Below are 15,383 nucleotides of genomic sequence, written 5' to 3'. Positions count from 1 at the left end.
CCCCGGCCCGGCCCGCACGCGTAATGTCTGCGGGTATGGCCGGTGGGAGGGGCGCGATGACGGGGAGCGGCGGGCTGGCGTGGAGGCTGCGCCTGTCGGCGGCGCGCTACCGCTTCAAGGAGAGCCTGTTCCTCCTCCCGGCGTTGGTGATGCTGGGCGGGGTCCTGCTGGCGGTCGGCGCGACCGTGATCGACAACCGCCTGGGGCACAACGCCGAGATCCCGTGGACGTTGGCGATGAGCAGCAACGCCGCCACCTGGCTGGTCTCGACCGTGGCCGGGGCCATGATCACCACCGTGGGAGTGGTCTTCTCGCTCACCGTGGTGAGTCTGCAGCTGGCCAGCAACCAGTTCTCGCCCCGTGTGATGCGCTCGTTCATCCGCGACCGGCTGAGTCAGGGCGTGATCGGACTACTGGTGGGCACGTTCTTCTACTGCGTGCTGATCCTGCCGAGCTTCAGCGGGGAGGCCACGGCCCCGGCGCCACGGATCTCGCTGACCATCGCCATAGGTCTGACACTGGTCACCGTGGTGGGGATCATCGTCCACCTGGATCACCTTGCGCGCGGCCTGCAGGTCGGCAACCTCGCGCGGAGCATCGCGGACGAGGGGCAGGTGGTGGCAGCGCGTCTCGGGCGACTGCCCGCCGGCCTCAGCACGGTCGACCCCGAGGACTTCCCCGCCCCGGCGGACGCCATCGTGATCCCGGCCGGCCGCAGTGGGTGGGTCAGCCAGGTGCACATGGGCCGGCTGCTCGGCGCGGTCTCCCCGGGTACGGTGCTGCGGCTGGAGACCAGGGTCGGGGCGTACATCCACCAGGGGGAGCCGTTGTTTACGGCGTGGCCGCCTCCGTCGCGCACGCAGAAGATCGCAGGTGCCGTCGCGATATCCGAGATGCGGACCATGCTCCAAGATGCGGACTTCGCGATCCGCCAGCTCGTCGACATCGGCCTGCGGGCCCTGAGCTCGGCGATCAACGACCCCACCACCGCGGTGGAGGTCCTGCTGCGTCTGGGCACCGTGCTGCGCACGGTCCTCACCAGCCCACTGGCCCCGCCGGCGCTGCGCGATGACGCGGGCCGGGTGCTGGTCCAGCCGTGGAATCTCGACCACGACGAGTACGTCGAGCACGCCTTCGACCAGCTGCGTCAGGCGAGCCTGAACCAGACGGAGGTGGTGGCCGCGCTGCTGCGCGTGCTGCGCATGCTCATCACCCATGTCAACGAGGAAGGCCACCCGGAGCGAGCCGGCGCCCTCGAGCAGCAGATGCGGCTGCTCCTGGAGGCGGCAGGAGATCAGACCGACCTGCTCCCGGAGGACCTGCAGCGCATCGAATCCCTGGCGTCGGACGATACCGACCCCGCCGACCACTCGCTCTAGACTGCCCCGCCCGGAAGAGGGGCCGTCAGTCGCTCTTCTCGCGTGCCTTCTTGGTCTTCCGATCGTTCGCCTTGCGCAGCGCCTCGACGAGTTCGTCCTTGGTCATGTCGGACCGGCCCTCGATGTCGAGTTTCTGGGCCTGCTCGTACAGGTGCTCCTTGGTCGCGTTGGCGTCCACGCCGCCCTTCGACTCGCCGGACGGATTCGGGCCGCCGCTGGCGGACTGCGAGTCGGACGGACCGGCGGAATCCTTGGGCTCCCAGTGGTCGCCGACCTTCTCGTGCGTGTGTTTGACGGCGCCCCACGCGGTGCGGGCCACCCGCGACTCGTCGCTGTACTCCTCCTCCGCGGAGTCGTAGGCCTTCGCGAAGGTGTCCTTGGCCTTCTGGTCGCTGCGCTGCAGCGTCGAGGGCAGTTCGCCCTCCTTGGCGTGTCCGTCCTTGCCTGTCTTCGGCATGGTGGCTCCTTCCGTCGTCTGCGACCCGGTACAAGGCCGACCCTAAGCCGGGGTGAGGGGAACGGGAACCGGTCCGACCCCCGTTGAGGTGCCGCCCGTTTGGGGCGCGGGCGAACCCCCTTGCCTTAGATACCCTAGGGGGGTACCGTATGACCCATGGTTGAGCACGGATACACCCACAACAAGGAAGCCCACCTCAAGCGGCTGCGTCGCATCGAGGGGCAGGCCCGCGGCCTGCAGCGGATGGTCGAGGAGGACAAGTACTGCATCGACATCCTCACGCAGGTCTCCGCCATGACGCGGGCGCTGCAGTCCGTCTCGCTCAGCCTGCTGGAGGAGCACCTCGGGCACTGCGTCGCCGGCGCCATCGAGCACGGCGGCCCCGAGGCCGAAGCCAAGCTCAAGGAAGCCAACGAGGCCATCGCGCGCCTGGTCAAGTCCTGACAAACCACGCCGGGCCTCGTGTCGCGGGGCACCCGAAACCAGAGGAGAAACCATGTCTGCCGCCGACAACCACACCGCCACCTACACCGTCTCGGGCATGACCTGCGGCCACTGCGTCAAGTCCGTTGAGGAGGAGGTCCTGGAGATCCCCGGGGTGTCCAGCGTTGAGGTCGAGCTGGAGTCCGGCCGTCTCGTCGTCGTCTCCCCCGACCCGGTCGATCCCGCGGCGGTCCGCGCCGCGGTCGACGAGGCCGGATACACCGTCACAGCAGAGGAGTGAGTGCACCGTGACCACGAGTGAGGACACCGCCACCGCGCGTGAGGACGCCGCCACCACGCAACTCGAGCTCGAGATCGAGGGCATGACCTGCGCGTCGTGCGCCAACCGCATCGAGCGCAAGCTCAACAAGCTCGACAACGTCTCGGCGGCGGTCAACTACGCCACCGAGAAGGCGCGCGTGCAGATCGCCGCCGGGATCGAGCCGCAGCTGTTGCTGGACACCGTCGAGCAGGCCGGCTACTCGGCGCGGCTGCCGAAGCCGCGCGCCGCCGCTCCGACAGCCGACGGGACGCCCGGCGCCACGGGCTCCGGAGTGGCGATGGGCAACGCGGGCAACTCCACCGACGACGCCGCCGGCGTCGACCGCGTCGAGAGCCTCAAGCAGCGCGTGATCATCTCGGCCGTCCTGTCGATCCCGGTGATCGCGATGGCCATGATCCCGGCACTGCAGTTCACCTACTGGCAGTGGCTCTCGCTCACGCTCGCCGCGCCCGTCGTGGTGTGGGGCGCGTACCCGTTCCACCGCGCGGCCTGGATCAACCTCCGGCACGGCACGTTCACCATGGACACGCTGGTGTCGATGGGCACGCTCGCCGCGCTGGCCTGGTCGCTGTACGCGCTGTTCTTCGGCCACGCCGGCATGCCGGGCATGACGCACGGCTTCGAGTTCTCGCTCTCGCCCAGTGACGGCGCGGGCGACATCTACCTCGAGGCCGCGGCCGGCGTCACCACGTTCATCCTGCTCGGCCGCTACTTCGAGGCCCGGTCCAAGCGCACCGTCGGCGCCGCCCTGCGCTCGCTTCTCGAGCTGGGGGCCAAGGAGGTGTCGGTCCTGCGGGACGGCGTCGAGACCCGTATCCCGGTCGAGGCGCTGCAGGTGGGCGAGGGGTTCGTCGTCCGCCCCGGTGAGAAGATCGCCACCGACGGTGAGATCGTCGACGGCGCGTCCGCTGTCGACACCTCCATGGTGACCGGCGAGTCCGTGCCCGCCGAGGTGTCCGAGGGTGACGCCGTGGTCGGCGGCACCGTCAACGCGAGCGGCCGCCTGGTCGTGCGCGCCACCCGCGTCGGCTCGGACACGCAGCTCGCGCAGATGGCGCAGATGGTGGAGGACGCCCAGTCCGGCAAGGCCGCCGCGCAGCGTCTGGCCGACCGCATCTCGGGCATCTTCGTGCCCGTCGTGCTGGTGCTGGCCGTGGCGACGTTCGTGTTCTGGATGATCACCGGCGTCGGCGCGGCCATGGCGTTCACCGCCGCGGTCGCCGTGCTCATCATCGCCTGCCCGTGTGCGCTGGGTCTGGCCACGCCGATGGCGCTGATGGTCGGCACCGGCCGTGGCGCCCAGCTGGGCATCCTCATCAAGGGCCCGGAGGTGCTGGAGTCCACGCGCAAGGTCGACACGATCGTGCTGGACAAGACCGGCACCGTCACCACCGGCAAGCACGCCCTGGTCTCTACAACTGTCGCGGACGGCGAGGACGAGGCGCAGGTATTGCGTCTGGCCGGCGCGGTGGAGGACGCCTCCGAGCACCCCATCGCCCGCGCGATCGCCGCGGGTGCGCGCGAGAAGGCCGGTGACCTGCCGGCCGTGGAGGGCTTCCGGAACCACGAGGGCCTGGGCGTCTCCGGTCGCGTCGCCGCAGGCGCCGGTCCCGGTGATGGGGGCGACGACGACAACGCCGCCGAGGAGATCATCGTCGGCCGGCCAGCGTTGCTGGCGGACCGTGCCATGCCGCTGTCAGAGAACCTGCAGCGGGCCATGGACGCCGCCTCCGAGCGCGGCCAGACCGCTGTTGCAGTGGGCTGGGGCGGCCGGGCCCGCGGCGTGCTGGTGGTGGCCGACCAGATCAAGGAGACCTCCGCCGAGGCGATCGGTCGGTTCCGCGAGCTGGGGCTCACCCCGATCCTGCTGACCGGCGACAACGCCAAGGTGGCCGCCGCGGTGGCCGAGCAGGTGGGGATCGACCCCGGGCCGGAGACAGTGATCGCCGAGGTCATGCCCGCCGACAAGGTGGAGCAGGTACGCCGGCTGCAGGCCGAGGGCCGGGTGGTGGCGATGGTCGGCGACGGCGTCAACGACGCGGCCGCCCTGGCCACCGCCGACCTAGGGCTGGCGATCGGTACCGGCACCGACGCCGCGATCGAGGCCTCCGACCTCACGCTGGTCCGCGGCGACCTTCGTTCGGCGGCCGATGCCATCCGGCTGTCCCGCCGGACCCTGGGCACGATCCGCGGCAACCTGTTCTGGGCGTTCGCCTACAACGTGGCAGCGCTCCCGCTGGCCGCGGCCGGGCTGCTCAACCCGATGATCGCGGGCGCCGCGATGGCGTTCTCCTCGGTGTTCGTGGTGGCGAACAGCCTGCGGCTGCGGAGGTTCCGCGCCGCAGTCTGAGCAACTGCGTACCCGGTCGGGCAGCTGAGGAGCTGCCCCACCGGGTACGGATGCGAGTGACCGCACTCAGCGTCTACGCGGCGAGCTGTGGCGCGACGATTCGGCTCCACCCGGCTACTGAACCGGTCGCGGGTGATGGCGGCATTGTCGTCGGGGCCCTGGACGACGGACGACACCTGTGGCCGCGCGCAGGATTGGTCCGGGGCTCGGGACTGTCATCGCTGAAGAACTGCCCGCGGAGAAGATGGCCCCGGTTGCAAGACACTCCCCTCCGGTCGCACGACAAACTGTGCGAATTTCTTGCCGGATCTCGCACGAGACGTCTTGCAGCCCCGGGGCTATGTCTTGCAACCGCGGGCTGAGGGCGTGAAGCCGCGGCGGGGTGACGGTGCTCTGGCAGACGCACGTGACCACCCTCGCCGACTAGATCTCGCAGCACTCCGTGGGGTTGGCGGCCGCCAGGGTGGGTTGAGCGGATACCCGGCCCGGCGGAGTGACGTCTGGTTCGGCTGTGTGGTGGCTATCCGAAGAGATCCGGCAGACCGTCGGCGATGTGGTCCGGGAATGCCGGCTCGCGCTTGACCAGGAAGGCCTCGACGCCCTCGCGGACGTCGGCCGAGGCGCCGCGGGTGAAGATGCCGACAGACTCCGCGGCGTGCGCCTCCTCGGGGCCGGCGGCGCCGAGCATGCGCCACATCAGCGCGCGGGTCAGTGCCACGGAGACCGGCGCCGTTCCGGCGACCATGTCGCGGGCCACCTCGATGGCCCTGGCCAGCGCGTTCCCGGCGGGGACGAGTTCGCGGACCAGGCCACGTTCGAGTGCTTCGTCCGCCGGGACCATGCGGGCGCCCATCGTCCATTCGACAGCGGTAGAGATTCCCACGATCCGCGGGAGGAACCACGTCGAGCACGCCTCCGGCACCAGCCCGCGGCGGGTGAAGACGAATCCGAAGCGGGCGTTCTCGGCGGCGATCCGGACGTCTGCCGGCAGCGTCATGGTTACCCCGACCCCGGCGGCCGGACCGTTGATCGCGGCGATGACTGGCTTCGACATGCGGTAGATGCGCAGCGAGACGAGCCCGCCGGTGTCGGCCGGGACCTCTCCGGCGGCCCCGGCCTCGGCGACGAAGGTGGAGACCCCACCGGACAGGTCCGCGCCCGCGCAGAACGCCCGACCGGTGCCGGTGAGGACCACGGCGAGGATCGAGTCATCGGCGTCGACGGCGTCGAAGGCCCTGATCAGGTCGCGCAGGTTCCGGTCGGTCACCGCGTTGAGCTTGTCGGGCTTCTCGAGGCGGATGATCGCTATCTCGCTGTCGCGCTCGATCGCGATGTCCGGGAGGCTCGGAGGGGTGGCCGGGTCGGGAAGCGGGGGCGGCACTAGACGGTCGGAGGTGTCGGTCATGTGTCCATCATGAGGGCGTAGCGCAAGGCCGGTGGTGTAACAGCGCCGCTGTGTTCACAGGCAGAGCCAACGGCTTCGGCCCGGCCACTGCACCGTGAACGACCTCGACACCTGGTCACGGTTCCGTCCAGTGCCTCTTCGTGGTTTGGTGGGGCCATGAGGTCACAGAGAAGCACTCCCGCGTCCGACAGAACCTCGACCCACCCCGGCGGGGTCCCCTCCGCGGCAACAGGCTGGTTCCTGCCGATCGTGACCCTGCTGGGGGTCGCCGCCGCGATTGTGGCCGCTTTCATCGGCAGTGGCGCACTGGGCGGCACCCCGATCAACGAGGCCGCCGGCGGAGCGCTGTCCGCCGACGCCACACCGATCGCCCCGGCGGGCACGGCATTCAGCATCTGGAGCGTAATCTACCTGGGCCTGGCCGCCTACGCGATCTGGCAGCTCACCCCCACCGCCCGGCGTTCGCCGCGGCAGGAGGCGGTCAGACCGTGGGCGTTGGCTTCCGCGGTGCTCAACCCGCTCTGGATATGGACCGTTCAGCTCGGCTGGCTGGCGGTCTCCGTGCTGGTGATCGTGGTGTTGCTGGCCGTGATCATCCGCCTGATGTTCCTCCTCGGAGCGCCGCGTACCGGCGGGATCGTCGAGAAGGTGGTGGCCGACTGGACGTTCGGGCTCTACCTGGGCTGGGTGTCTGTGGCGTTCCTGGCCAACACTTATGCGTGGCTCGCCGACGCCGGGATCGACATCTTCACACGAATCCAACTCGGCGTGGTGGGCATCGTGGTGGCCGCCGGGATAGGCATCGCTACCGCCCTGCTCAGCGGCGGACGGATCGCTCCCGCCCTGGCCACGAGCTGGGGCCTGGCCTGGGTCTCGGTTGGACGCACCGAGGGGGCCTTCGAATCGCCCGAACTGGTGTGGACCGCCGTACTCGCGGTGGTCGTGGTGCTGTTCATCGCCGTCGCCGCGAACGTGACAGCGCGCTCGCGCTCGAGCGCATAGGCGCAGCAGCGCCCGTCACCGCGACCAGGCCAGGCACCCCGCTCAGGCCGCACCCAGCAAGGCCGCCCCGCCGGAGCGCACCGCGAAGTAGGCGGCGCCCAGCACCGCGCCGATCACCATGGCCGGGCCGAAGGCGATCCCGCTCTTGGCGCCCACCCGCCGCGCGGCCAGCAGCACCAGTGCCACGGCGGCGTTGATGACGAACGCGGCCAGCGTGCCCGCCATCACGGCAGGCCAGCCCAACCAGCCGAGGAACGCGCCCAGCAGCCCGGACAGTTTGACGTCGCCCAGCCCCATCCCGGAGGGGTTGATCAGCGCCAGAATGAAGTAGAAGGCCAGCAGCACAGCGGCAGCGGCGGCGGCCCGGCCGAAAGAGCCCCACTCGTTAGAGACCGCGGCCGCCACGAGTAGCCCGCCGAACACCACCGGGTACATCGGGAGCACGATCTTGTCCGGCAGCCGGAAGACGGCCAGGTCGATCGTCACCAGCAGCGCGCAGGCCACGGCGAGCGCGGCGAACGTCGCGAGATCAGCCCAGCCCCGCGCGATGTAGGCGGCCCCGAAGCCGCCGCCGGCGGCGAGTACGACGTGCAGCCCGATACGTAGCCAGCGCGAGTCGGAGTCGGCGAGGTCACGCATCCACCGGCCGAGCGCGGCCGCGGTCACCGCGCACACGAGCCCGGACGCGACGGCGATCACGAACAGCATGACGGCAGCCGATCAGCGCAGGGCAGCAGTACGAGCTGGAGATGAGAACGCACGGTCAGGAGAACGCCTCCATCATGTTGATCACGGTCGGTCCGAGCAGCACGATGAACAGTACGGGCAGGATGCACACCAGGAGGGGGAAGATCACCTTCACCGGAACCTGCTGCGCCTTCTCCTCGGCCCGCTGCCGCCGCTTGAGCCGCAGCTCGGCGGCCTGCGTGCGCAGCACGTCGGCCACGGAGATGCCGTAGGCGTCGGCCTGGATGAGGGCGCGGACGAAGCGGCGGAGGTCGGGCACGTCGGTGCGCTGGGCGAGCTGCTCGTACGCGGTCCGGCGCAGCTGGCCCACCTGGATCTCCTGCAGGGTCCGGATGAGCTCCTGGGCGAGCGGCCCGGTGCCGTTGCGTCCGGCGCGGGCCATGGCGGAGTCGAATCCGAGTCCGGCCTCCACGGCGATGGTCATCTGGTCGAGCGTGTCGGCGAGCTCGAGCGCGATCTCCTCGTTGCGCTCCTGGCTGCGGCTCTTGAGCAGCAGTTCGGGCAGGAAGTAGCAGACCACCGCGGTGCCCAGCATGAGCAGGATCAGAAGCGGCGCCGGGTTGGTGCTGACCAGAAGCAGGCCGAGCACCACCACGAGCAGCGGCGCGGCGATCTTGAGCACGAGCAGCCGGTCGATGGTCCAGCCGTCGGGTCGACCGGCGCGGAGGATGAGCCGCTCGAGCCGCTGGACGGTGCGGGCAGGTGTGAGCCGACGGGCGAGCGCCACCACGGAGCTGCCGGAGGCGTCGTCATCGGCAGCGTCGAGGGCGGGCGCGGCTGCGTAGCCGTCGTCGAATCCGCTGCGCAGGTTGTCGAGGGTGCGGGCGCGCGCGGTGTCGCGGCCGGTGAACACGACGTAGGCCAGTAGGAACACCGAGACCGTGAGGACGAACACGGCGAATGCGGCGGTCAGCGACATCCGGGGTGCTCCTTATCTGTGTGACGCGCTCGAGGGGCGCGGGGCGGGAGGGGGCTGTGCGAGGGACGGGCGGGGTACGACGGTCGAGGGGCGGGCGGAGGGGACGCCCGGCACCTCTAGAACTTGATGCTGACGACCTTGGACAACCAGAATCCGCCGACGATCAGCATCACCACACCGGCGCCGATCATCCCCCACCCGAGCGGGCTCTCGGTGAGGGTGCCGATGTACGACGGGTTGGAGATGAACAGGAACCCGCCGATGCCGAACGGCAGCGCCATGAGTACGTAGGCCGAGAGCTTGCCCTCGGCGGCCAGTGCCTTGACCTGCCGCCGGATCTGGTTGCGCTCGCGGATGGTCTGGCCGACGCCGTCGAGCACCTCGGCCAGGTTGCCGCCGACCTCGCGGTTGATGGCGATGGCCTGGGTGACCCAGACGAAGTCCTGGCTGCCCATTCGGCCGGCGGTCTCCTCGAGTGCGGGGCCGAGGTCGCGGCCGACGCGGGTTTCGTTGATGATGCGCGCGAACTCCTCGGAGGTGGGCTCCTCGGCCTCGCGGGCGACGGAGGCGAGCGCCTGGAGGAGGCTGTGCCCGGCGCGCAGGCTGGAGGCCATGAGCTGCAGCGAGTCGTCGAGCTGGTCCGCGAAGGCGGCACGCCGCCGCGCGGCGAGGATCTTCAGCAGTCCGACCGCGCCGATCGGCGTGAGTATCACGAGGAAGATGCCGAAGAGCGGTCCGGAGGCCACGAGGCCTGCCGCGAAGGCGACGAGGGTGGCGACGACGACGAGAAAGACGTAGTCCTGGAGCCGCATGCGGACACCCGCTTGTTCGAGCGCGCCGGCTCCGGGGGCCCCGCGCTTGCTCAGGATCTTGTCGATCGCCTCGGTGGCTGCTGTCGCGAGACGGGAGAGGGCTCCCGGGCCGGCGGAGACGCCGGGCCTGCGGCGGTCGCGGGGGATGTTGCCGGGCGCGGGCGAGAGCACGAGATAGGTGCCCACCAGCAGCGCCAGGGTCAGGGCGAGCACGCCGATCCCGCCGGCGGTCAACGCGGTGTTCATCGGATGCCTCCCGGGTTGTCGGTGGTGGCGCCGAACACCCGCGGCGAGAGGGTGATGCCGAGCTCGTTGAACCGGTCGGTGAAGCGGGGCCGCACGCCGGTGGCGAGGGGCTTTCCGAGGAACCTGCCGTCGGGCCCGATGCCCGCGGAGTAGTCGAACAGGAAGGCGTCCTGCAGGGTGACGGTCTGTCCCTCCATGCCCTGGACCTCGGTGACGGCGGTGACGCGGCGTGTGCCGTCGCGCAGGCGGGTGAGCTGGATGATCACGTCCACGGCGGAGGCGATCTGCTCGCGGATGGCCCGCAGCGGCAGGTCCATGCCGGCCATGAGCACGAGGGTCTCGAGTCGGGCGATGGCGTCGCGCGGGGAGTTGGCGTGCACGGTGGACAGCGAGCCGTCGTGGCCGGTGTTCATGGCCTGGAGCATGTCGAGGGTCTCACCGCCGCGGACCTCGCCCACCACGATGCGGTCGGGCCGCATACGCAGGGAGTTGCGGACGAGGTCGCGGATACTGATCTCGCCCTTGCCCTCGATGTTCGCCGGGCGGGACTCGAGCCGCACCACGTGGTCCTGCTGCAGCTGCAGCTCGACCGCGTCCTCGATGGTCACGATCCGCTCGCCCTCCGGGATGAACGAGGACAGCACATTGAGCAGCGTGGTCTTACCGGTACCCGTGCCGCCAGAAACGATGATGTTCAGCCGCGCCTGCACACAGGCCCGCAGCAGTTCGGCCATCTCGGGCGTCAGCGTGCCGAAGCCGATGAGGTCGTGGACCTGGAACGGGTCACGCGAGAACTTTCGGATGGTCAGCGAGGAGCCGTTGACGGCGAGCGGCGGGATCACGGCGTTGACGCGGGAGCCGTCGGCCAGGCGCGCGTCCACGAGCGGCGAGGACTCGTCGATGCGGCGGCCGATGCGGGAGACGATCCGCTCGATGACCTGCCGCAGGTGCTCCTCGGAGGTGAAGCGCTCGCGACTGCGGGTGATCTGGCCGGCGCGCTCGACGTAGATCATGTCGGGCCCGTTGACCATGATTTCGGTGACGTCCGGGTCCTCGAGCAGCTTCTCGAGCGGTCCGTGGCCCAGCACGTCGGCCTGGACGTCGATCATGAGGCGCTTGCGCTGGTCGCTGGTCAGCGGCACGGTCTGTTCCTCGACCACCTTGTTGAGCTCGCTGCGCACCATGGTGTGCAGCTGCTCCTCGGTGAGCGCGGGGTTGTTCAGGCGGGCGCCGATCCGCTCGAACAGGGCGTGGGCGGCGTTCTCCTTGAGCGTGGCCAGGGCGTCGGTGGCGGCGGGATCTGTGCCCTCCGGCGACTGCGATGGTGCCGGTGTGGGGGCGGCGGTCGACGGCGTCGTCGTCGTGGTCATCGTTGCGGTGGTCGGCACGGACGCCGCGGTGGGAACGGTGGCCGCGACGTCCGGCGCCACGGCGGTGGTCGGCGCGGTGGCGTCGACGACGACGTCGCCGGGGTGTTCGCCGCGGGCGGCACGCAGGCGCTCGGTGAGGCTCATCGTTCGACTCTCTTACGGAGGAAGCGGTGGCGGCCGCCCTCGGTGCTCTGGTTCTGGTCGCGGCCGGACTTCAGGCCCGGAAGGGCGAAGCGGCTGGTGCGGCCGGTGTTCGTGGTGGCGCCGCCCGGTGCGACGGTGCTGTGGGCGGCGGGCGTGCCCGGTGCGCCGGCGGGCGCGGGCGCCGGGACGAAGCGCTCGACGAGCGTGCGGAGTTTCTTGGTCATCGGGTCGCGGACCTCGCTCTGCAGCATGGGCACGCCCTGGTTGACCGACGCGGCGGTGGGGCGACTGCGGGGCAGGACCAGGTCGACGCCGGCGTTGATGGTGGCCTCGACGTCTGCCTTGGTGAGTCCGCTGTGGGTGTCGGCGAAGTTGATCACCACATGGCGGCGATCGAAGCCCAGGCCGAGGTCGCGCAGGATATCGAGCTCCTTGCGGAGTCCGCGCACGCCGGGCACGTCGAGGCTGGTCATGATCACGAGGTCATTGGTGTGGTCCAGTGCGGCGAGGGCGTGCTCGCCCAGGCCGGGGGCGGTATCCACCACCACGTAGCGGAACTCGGCGGCCAGGGTCTCGAGCAGGCGGGCGACGTCGGCGGGGGTGATGGCGTCGGCGTCGGCAGGGTTTGTCGGGCCGCATACCGCGTAGAGGCCGGTCTCGTGCTGGGTGAGGAAGGTCTTGAGGACCATCGAGTCCCGCGCGGCCGGGCCACGGGTCACGTCGAGGAGGGTGTGGTCGGGGTGCATGTTGAGGGCGCTGGCCACGTCGCCGAACTGCACGTCCAGGTCCACCAGGACGGTCGACAGCGGCGCGGAGCGGGCCAAACCCACGGCGAGGTTGGTGGCCACGGTCGTCTTGCCCACGCCGCCCTTGGGTGACAGGACGCTGATGACCCGCCCGCGGGCGTCGGCGTTTCCGCTGATCGCGGGGTCGCCGGGGACTGGCTGGGCAGAAGCGGAGGACTGGGCGACCTGCGCGGCGCGGTGGAGTACCCGGCCGAGTTCCTCGAGGGGGGTGTGGGGGTGCACCACGTCGCAGGCGCCGGCCCGCAGAGCGGACAGGGCAAAGGCGTCGGGCTGCTCGCTGAGCAGCACCACGGCCATCCCGGGGCACTCCGCTGACAGGCGGGCCGAGAGCCCGAGCGCCTCGTCCTCGCGGCTGGCGGTGTCGATCACGACCACCAGGGGGATCGGCGCGCCGGGGCCCAGCTGCTGGAACAGCTGCGAGGGGCCGGTGGGGACCTCGAGGCCGCTGATCAGCGCGATCTGCGCCTGGATCGCATCGGCGACGTGACCGCCGAGATCCGGGGAATCGGAGATGAGGAGGAGGCGGTTCATTCGTACACGTTCCCTGGGTCGACGATGCGGATTCCGTCAGCGGGCGCTTCAGGATCGACGATGGAGAGCCAGATAGTTCCGTGCTCAGCCCCGAACACGATGGTCTCGGCAGCGCGGGCAGGGACTGCGAGGGTCACCATGGCACCGCCATCATGGACGGGGGCGGCGGAGGGATCGTCGCTTGCGGAGGTGCTGGCCTCGTCGTCAGTTCCGTTTGAACTCGAGGAGCTGTTGGTCGATGGGTTCAGGCCGCCCTGAACGCGGGTGACCAGGATCTTGTCCAGCACGAGGTGAGTCACAGGGGGCTCAAAATCAAACGAGGCGAAAACGCCGACGAGGTCTCCGGGGGTGATAGTTCCTCCGACTACCCGTGCAGAATCCAGAGGAACGGTGACCTGGTGCAGGCCCTCGGGGACGGGGATGCCTCCGAATTTCTGCATGTCGAGGGGGCTGGCGAAGCGCCCGGCGAGGAGCTGCTCGCCGACCTGGATGTCGGTGGCCGCGACCATTCCTTCCAGCTCGGCCAGCGACCGCACCGGGGCCGGGCCGACCGCGGCGGACGGGATCTCCTCGACCGCGACCAGCGTGGCCAGATCCTCGGCTGGGGTGCCCTGAACGATGGGCGCCGAAGCGACCAGGACCTCGACCGGATCCAGATTGGCCATCGCCCGCTCATCCGCCGCATTGACGTAGGTGATGAGAAGGACGGCGCCGAGGAGGGCCACCAGCCCGGCGGCCAGGCCTGCGATGAGGCGACGACTCATGGGGAACTCGCTAATCGGGTAGAAGGAACACGGCTGCGGCGCCCAGGTTGGGTGCGCCGGGGCCGTAGTCGAAGTTGGGGTCGGTGTGGACCATCGTGGTGAAATAGCCGCGGATGCAGCGCTCGTTCCCACGACACGGGGCGCTCTTGCCGCCATCCCAGCTCTGTCCGGAGAAGTAGTACCCGGTGACGTGAAACGCCGCATAGCCGTAGACCCGGTACCAGGCGTTGGCACCATTTCCGCCGGAATTGAGCGGGTTGCTCGAGTCGAACAGTGGCAGCAGGATGGTCCGGTCCCTGATCGCCGAGATGTCGCACTGATTCATGTTGTTGCCTGGCGAGCTGGTGGCCTTCTGCCCAACCTGCGTCTTGGTGTAACAGCTCTTGTGCGCGGTGGGGGACAGCCAGCCAAAGCCGCCTGGGACCCAGTGTGGTGGCTGGTTCCCAGCGCCGGTTTGCAGGCAATTTCCCGCCGGCGTCGTGATGATCGTTTGTTCAACTCCGGCCGGGAATCCGTTGACGGCGTAGCGATTGAATTCGCACAGTGTGAGAATGAGCGGCAAAGCCGCGGTGCCGCCGATGGGCGCGCCCCAGCTTGCGCTGGCGCGGACATTGATCTCGGATTCATCGACTCCCAGGACCGGTGCGAACCAGTGCTTCCGTACCGCGGAGTTCTCCACGGTGACGCGCCCGGTTGTCGCGGTGGGAACTGTCGGCAGCGTGGCAATGGCGTTGCCCGAGTTACTGTTCGCCGTGGCAAGAGTCTGCGCCGTCACCCGGGGCGACCCGCAGGTGTCACGGGCACAGTCCTGGGCGATCGCGAGTGCGGCGGCATCCGCGCCGGTCTGGAGCTGCTGCTTCTCGGCGTGCATCGCTGCGACGTCGATGGAGATAGCAGCGAACCCCAGGAGAGGCACCATCAGGATCGCGATGATGACCGCGGCCGCGCCTCGATCGTCATTTAACCGAAGCATCGCATGGTCCCCTTGCCGGTGAGGGTGAGGTCGTCGATGGGCAGGAAGCCCGAGACCGGCGAGAACGGATAACTGATGGTCACCGACGCCATGCCGGGAGCGGCGGCATCGGAGGAACAGGTGGTGGGGGTGACGCTGATCATCGCGTCGGTGAGGGGGAGACCATGAGCGGAGGCCTTGGCCGTCGAGCGCGCGGCTGTGGTGTTGTCTTGCAGTGCCATCACACGCACGCCGTCGCGCGCCGCATTGGAGAGCGTCGTCTGCACGTGAAACGCCCTGCCGAACTCCATGATGCCCAGGACGAGCAACAACAGGATCGGCAGGAGAATCGCGAACTCAACGGCCGTGGCCCCGCGCTCACGTGAGGGCGTGAGCATTGCGGCGCCTGAGGGGTTAGAGGGGTTTTGTGGATTCGGGACGAGGGGAGGGACTTTGCTGGCCCCGGCGCAGCGCTAGGTGGGGTCGCTGCGCCAGGGGTGGCGTGGCTGCCTTAGCTAGTCTTTCCGGAAGACTTCGCCAGTCCGTCCGTGAGCTTGTCGAAAAGCGCTTCGAGCTGGCCGCCCAGCAGGGTGACAGCAGCAATGATGACGACGGCGATCAGTCCGACCATCAGTCCATACTCAACAGCCGTAGCGCCGCGGTCCTTGCGGTTGTCGAGGCGGTCGCTGAAGAACGCCTGGACGGTGAGCAGGGCGTAGTAAGCCTGGTTCAT

At 69.6% G+C, this 15,383-nt stretch carries 16 protein-coding genes; 5 read left to right on the top strand and 11 right to left on the bottom strand.

What is annotated here, in order from left to right; translation table 11 throughout:
* Positions 1–56 precede the first annotated feature (56 nt).
* Positions 57–1,379, top strand: coding sequence for a DUF2254 domain-containing protein (locus K3888_RS05410; protein WP_230929225.1), 1,323 nt, complete (start codon positions 57–59; stop codon positions 1,377–1,379).
* Between the two features lie 25 nt (positions 1,380–1,404).
* On the opposite strand, the gene K3888_RS05405 is transcribed toward K3888_RS05410, so the two are convergent.
* Positions 1,405–1,836, bottom strand: a complete 432-nt coding sequence (locus K3888_RS05405) for a ChaB family protein (RefSeq protein WP_230929224.1) — start codon at positions 1,834–1,836, stop codon at positions 1,405–1,407.
* A 156-nt stretch (positions 1,837–1,992) separates the two neighbouring features.
* Here K3888_RS05405 and K3888_RS05400 point away from each other — a divergent pair, with 156 nt between their 5' ends.
* The 3 genes from K3888_RS05400 to K3888_RS05390 are packed head-to-tail and all read left to right on the top strand — an operon-like array spanning position 1,993 to position 4,952.
* Positions 1,993–2,280, top strand: a complete 288-nt coding sequence (locus tag K3888_RS05400) for a metal-sensitive transcriptional regulator (protein WP_230929223.1) — start codon at positions 1,993–1,995, stop codon at positions 2,278–2,280.
* A gap of 52 nt (positions 2,281–2,332) precedes the next feature.
* A complete protein-coding gene (locus tag K3888_RS05395) occupies positions 2,333–2,560 on the top strand; it encodes a heavy-metal-associated domain-containing protein (protein WP_230929222.1) in 228 nt (75 codons plus the stop codon).
* A 7-nt stretch (positions 2,561–2,567) separates the two neighbouring features.
* A complete protein-coding gene (locus K3888_RS05390) occupies positions 2,568–4,952 on the top strand; it encodes a heavy metal translocating P-type ATPase (protein WP_308281892.1) in 2,385 nt (794 codons plus the stop codon).
* A 520-nt stretch (positions 4,953–5,472) separates the two neighbouring features.
* On the opposite strand, the gene K3888_RS05385 is transcribed toward K3888_RS05390, so the two are convergent.
* Positions 5,473–6,357, bottom strand: a complete 885-nt coding sequence (locus tag K3888_RS05385; RefSeq protein WP_230929221.1) for an enoyl-CoA hydratase-related protein — start codon at positions 6,355–6,357, stop codon at positions 5,473–5,475.
* A 156-nt stretch (positions 6,358–6,513) separates the two neighbouring features.
* Here K3888_RS05385 and K3888_RS05380 point away from each other — a divergent pair, with 156 nt between their 5' ends.
* Positions 6,514–7,359 carry a TspO-related membrane protein gene (locus K3888_RS05380; protein ID WP_230929220.1) on the top strand — a complete coding sequence of 282 codons (846 nt, stop codon included), beginning with the start codon at positions 6,514–6,516 and terminating at the stop codon, positions 7,357–7,359.
* A gap of 42 nt (positions 7,360–7,401) precedes the next feature.
* On the opposite strand, the gene K3888_RS05375 is transcribed toward K3888_RS05380, so the two are convergent.
* From K3888_RS05375 to K3888_RS05335, 9 genes are all read right to left on the bottom strand, one after another.
* On the bottom strand, positions 7,402–8,067 hold the full coding sequence (locus tag K3888_RS05375; RefSeq protein WP_230929219.1) for a prepilin peptidase: 666 nt from the start codon (positions 8,065–8,067) through the stop codon (positions 7,402–7,404).
* A gap of 55 nt (positions 8,068–8,122) precedes the next feature.
* Positions 8,123–9,025, bottom strand: coding sequence for a type II secretion system F family protein (locus K3888_RS05370; RefSeq protein ID WP_230929218.1), 903 nt, complete (start codon positions 9,023–9,025; stop codon positions 8,123–8,125).
* Between the two features lie 116 nt (positions 9,026–9,141).
* On the bottom strand, positions 9,142–10,083 hold the full coding sequence (locus K3888_RS05365) for a type II secretion system F family protein (protein ID WP_230929217.1): 942 nt from the start codon (positions 10,081–10,083) through the stop codon (positions 9,142–9,144).
* Positions 10,080–11,597 carry a TadA family conjugal transfer-associated ATPase gene (locus K3888_RS05360; protein ID WP_230929216.1) on the bottom strand — a complete coding sequence of 506 codons (1,518 nt, stop codon included), beginning with the start codon at positions 11,595–11,597 and terminating at the stop codon, positions 10,080–10,082. Before K3888_RS05360 ends, K3888_RS05365 begins: the two co-directional genes overlap by 4 nt.
* Positions 11,594–12,934 carry a CpaE/TadZ family protein gene (locus K3888_RS05355; protein ID WP_230929215.1) on the bottom strand — a complete coding sequence of 447 codons (1,341 nt, stop codon included), beginning with the start codon at positions 12,932–12,934 and terminating at the stop codon, positions 11,594–11,596. Before K3888_RS05355 ends, K3888_RS05360 begins: the two co-directional genes overlap by 4 nt.
* On the bottom strand, positions 12,931–13,698 hold the full coding sequence (gene cpaB, locus K3888_RS05350) for a Flp pilus assembly protein CpaB (RefSeq protein ID WP_230929214.1): 768 nt from the start codon (positions 13,696–13,698) through the stop codon (positions 12,931–12,933). The genes K3888_RS05355 and cpaB overlap by 4 nt, the downstream gene beginning before the upstream one ends.
* Positions 13,699–13,708: 10 nt before the next feature.
* On the bottom strand, positions 13,709–14,671 hold the full coding sequence (locus K3888_RS05345) for a pilus assembly protein TadG-related protein (protein WP_230929213.1): 963 nt from the start codon (positions 14,669–14,671) through the stop codon (positions 13,709–13,711).
* Entirely contained in the window at positions 14,659–15,048 is a 390-nt protein-coding gene (locus K3888_RS05340; protein WP_230929212.1) for a TadE/TadG family type IV pilus assembly protein, read from the bottom strand. The genes K3888_RS05345 and K3888_RS05340 overlap by 13 nt, the downstream gene beginning before the upstream one ends.
* Positions 15,049–15,161: 113 nt before the next feature.
* Entirely contained in the window at positions 15,162–15,383 is a 222-nt protein-coding gene (locus tag K3888_RS05335) for a Flp family type IVb pilin (RefSeq protein ID WP_230929211.1), read from the bottom strand.

The organism is Dietzia aurantiaca (assembly GCF_021033825.1).
GTDB classification, from domain to species: Bacteria; Actinomycetota; Actinomycetes; order Mycobacteriales; family Mycobacteriaceae; genus Dietzia; species Dietzia aurantiaca.
This window is presented reverse-complemented; position numbering and strand designations above follow the sequence as displayed.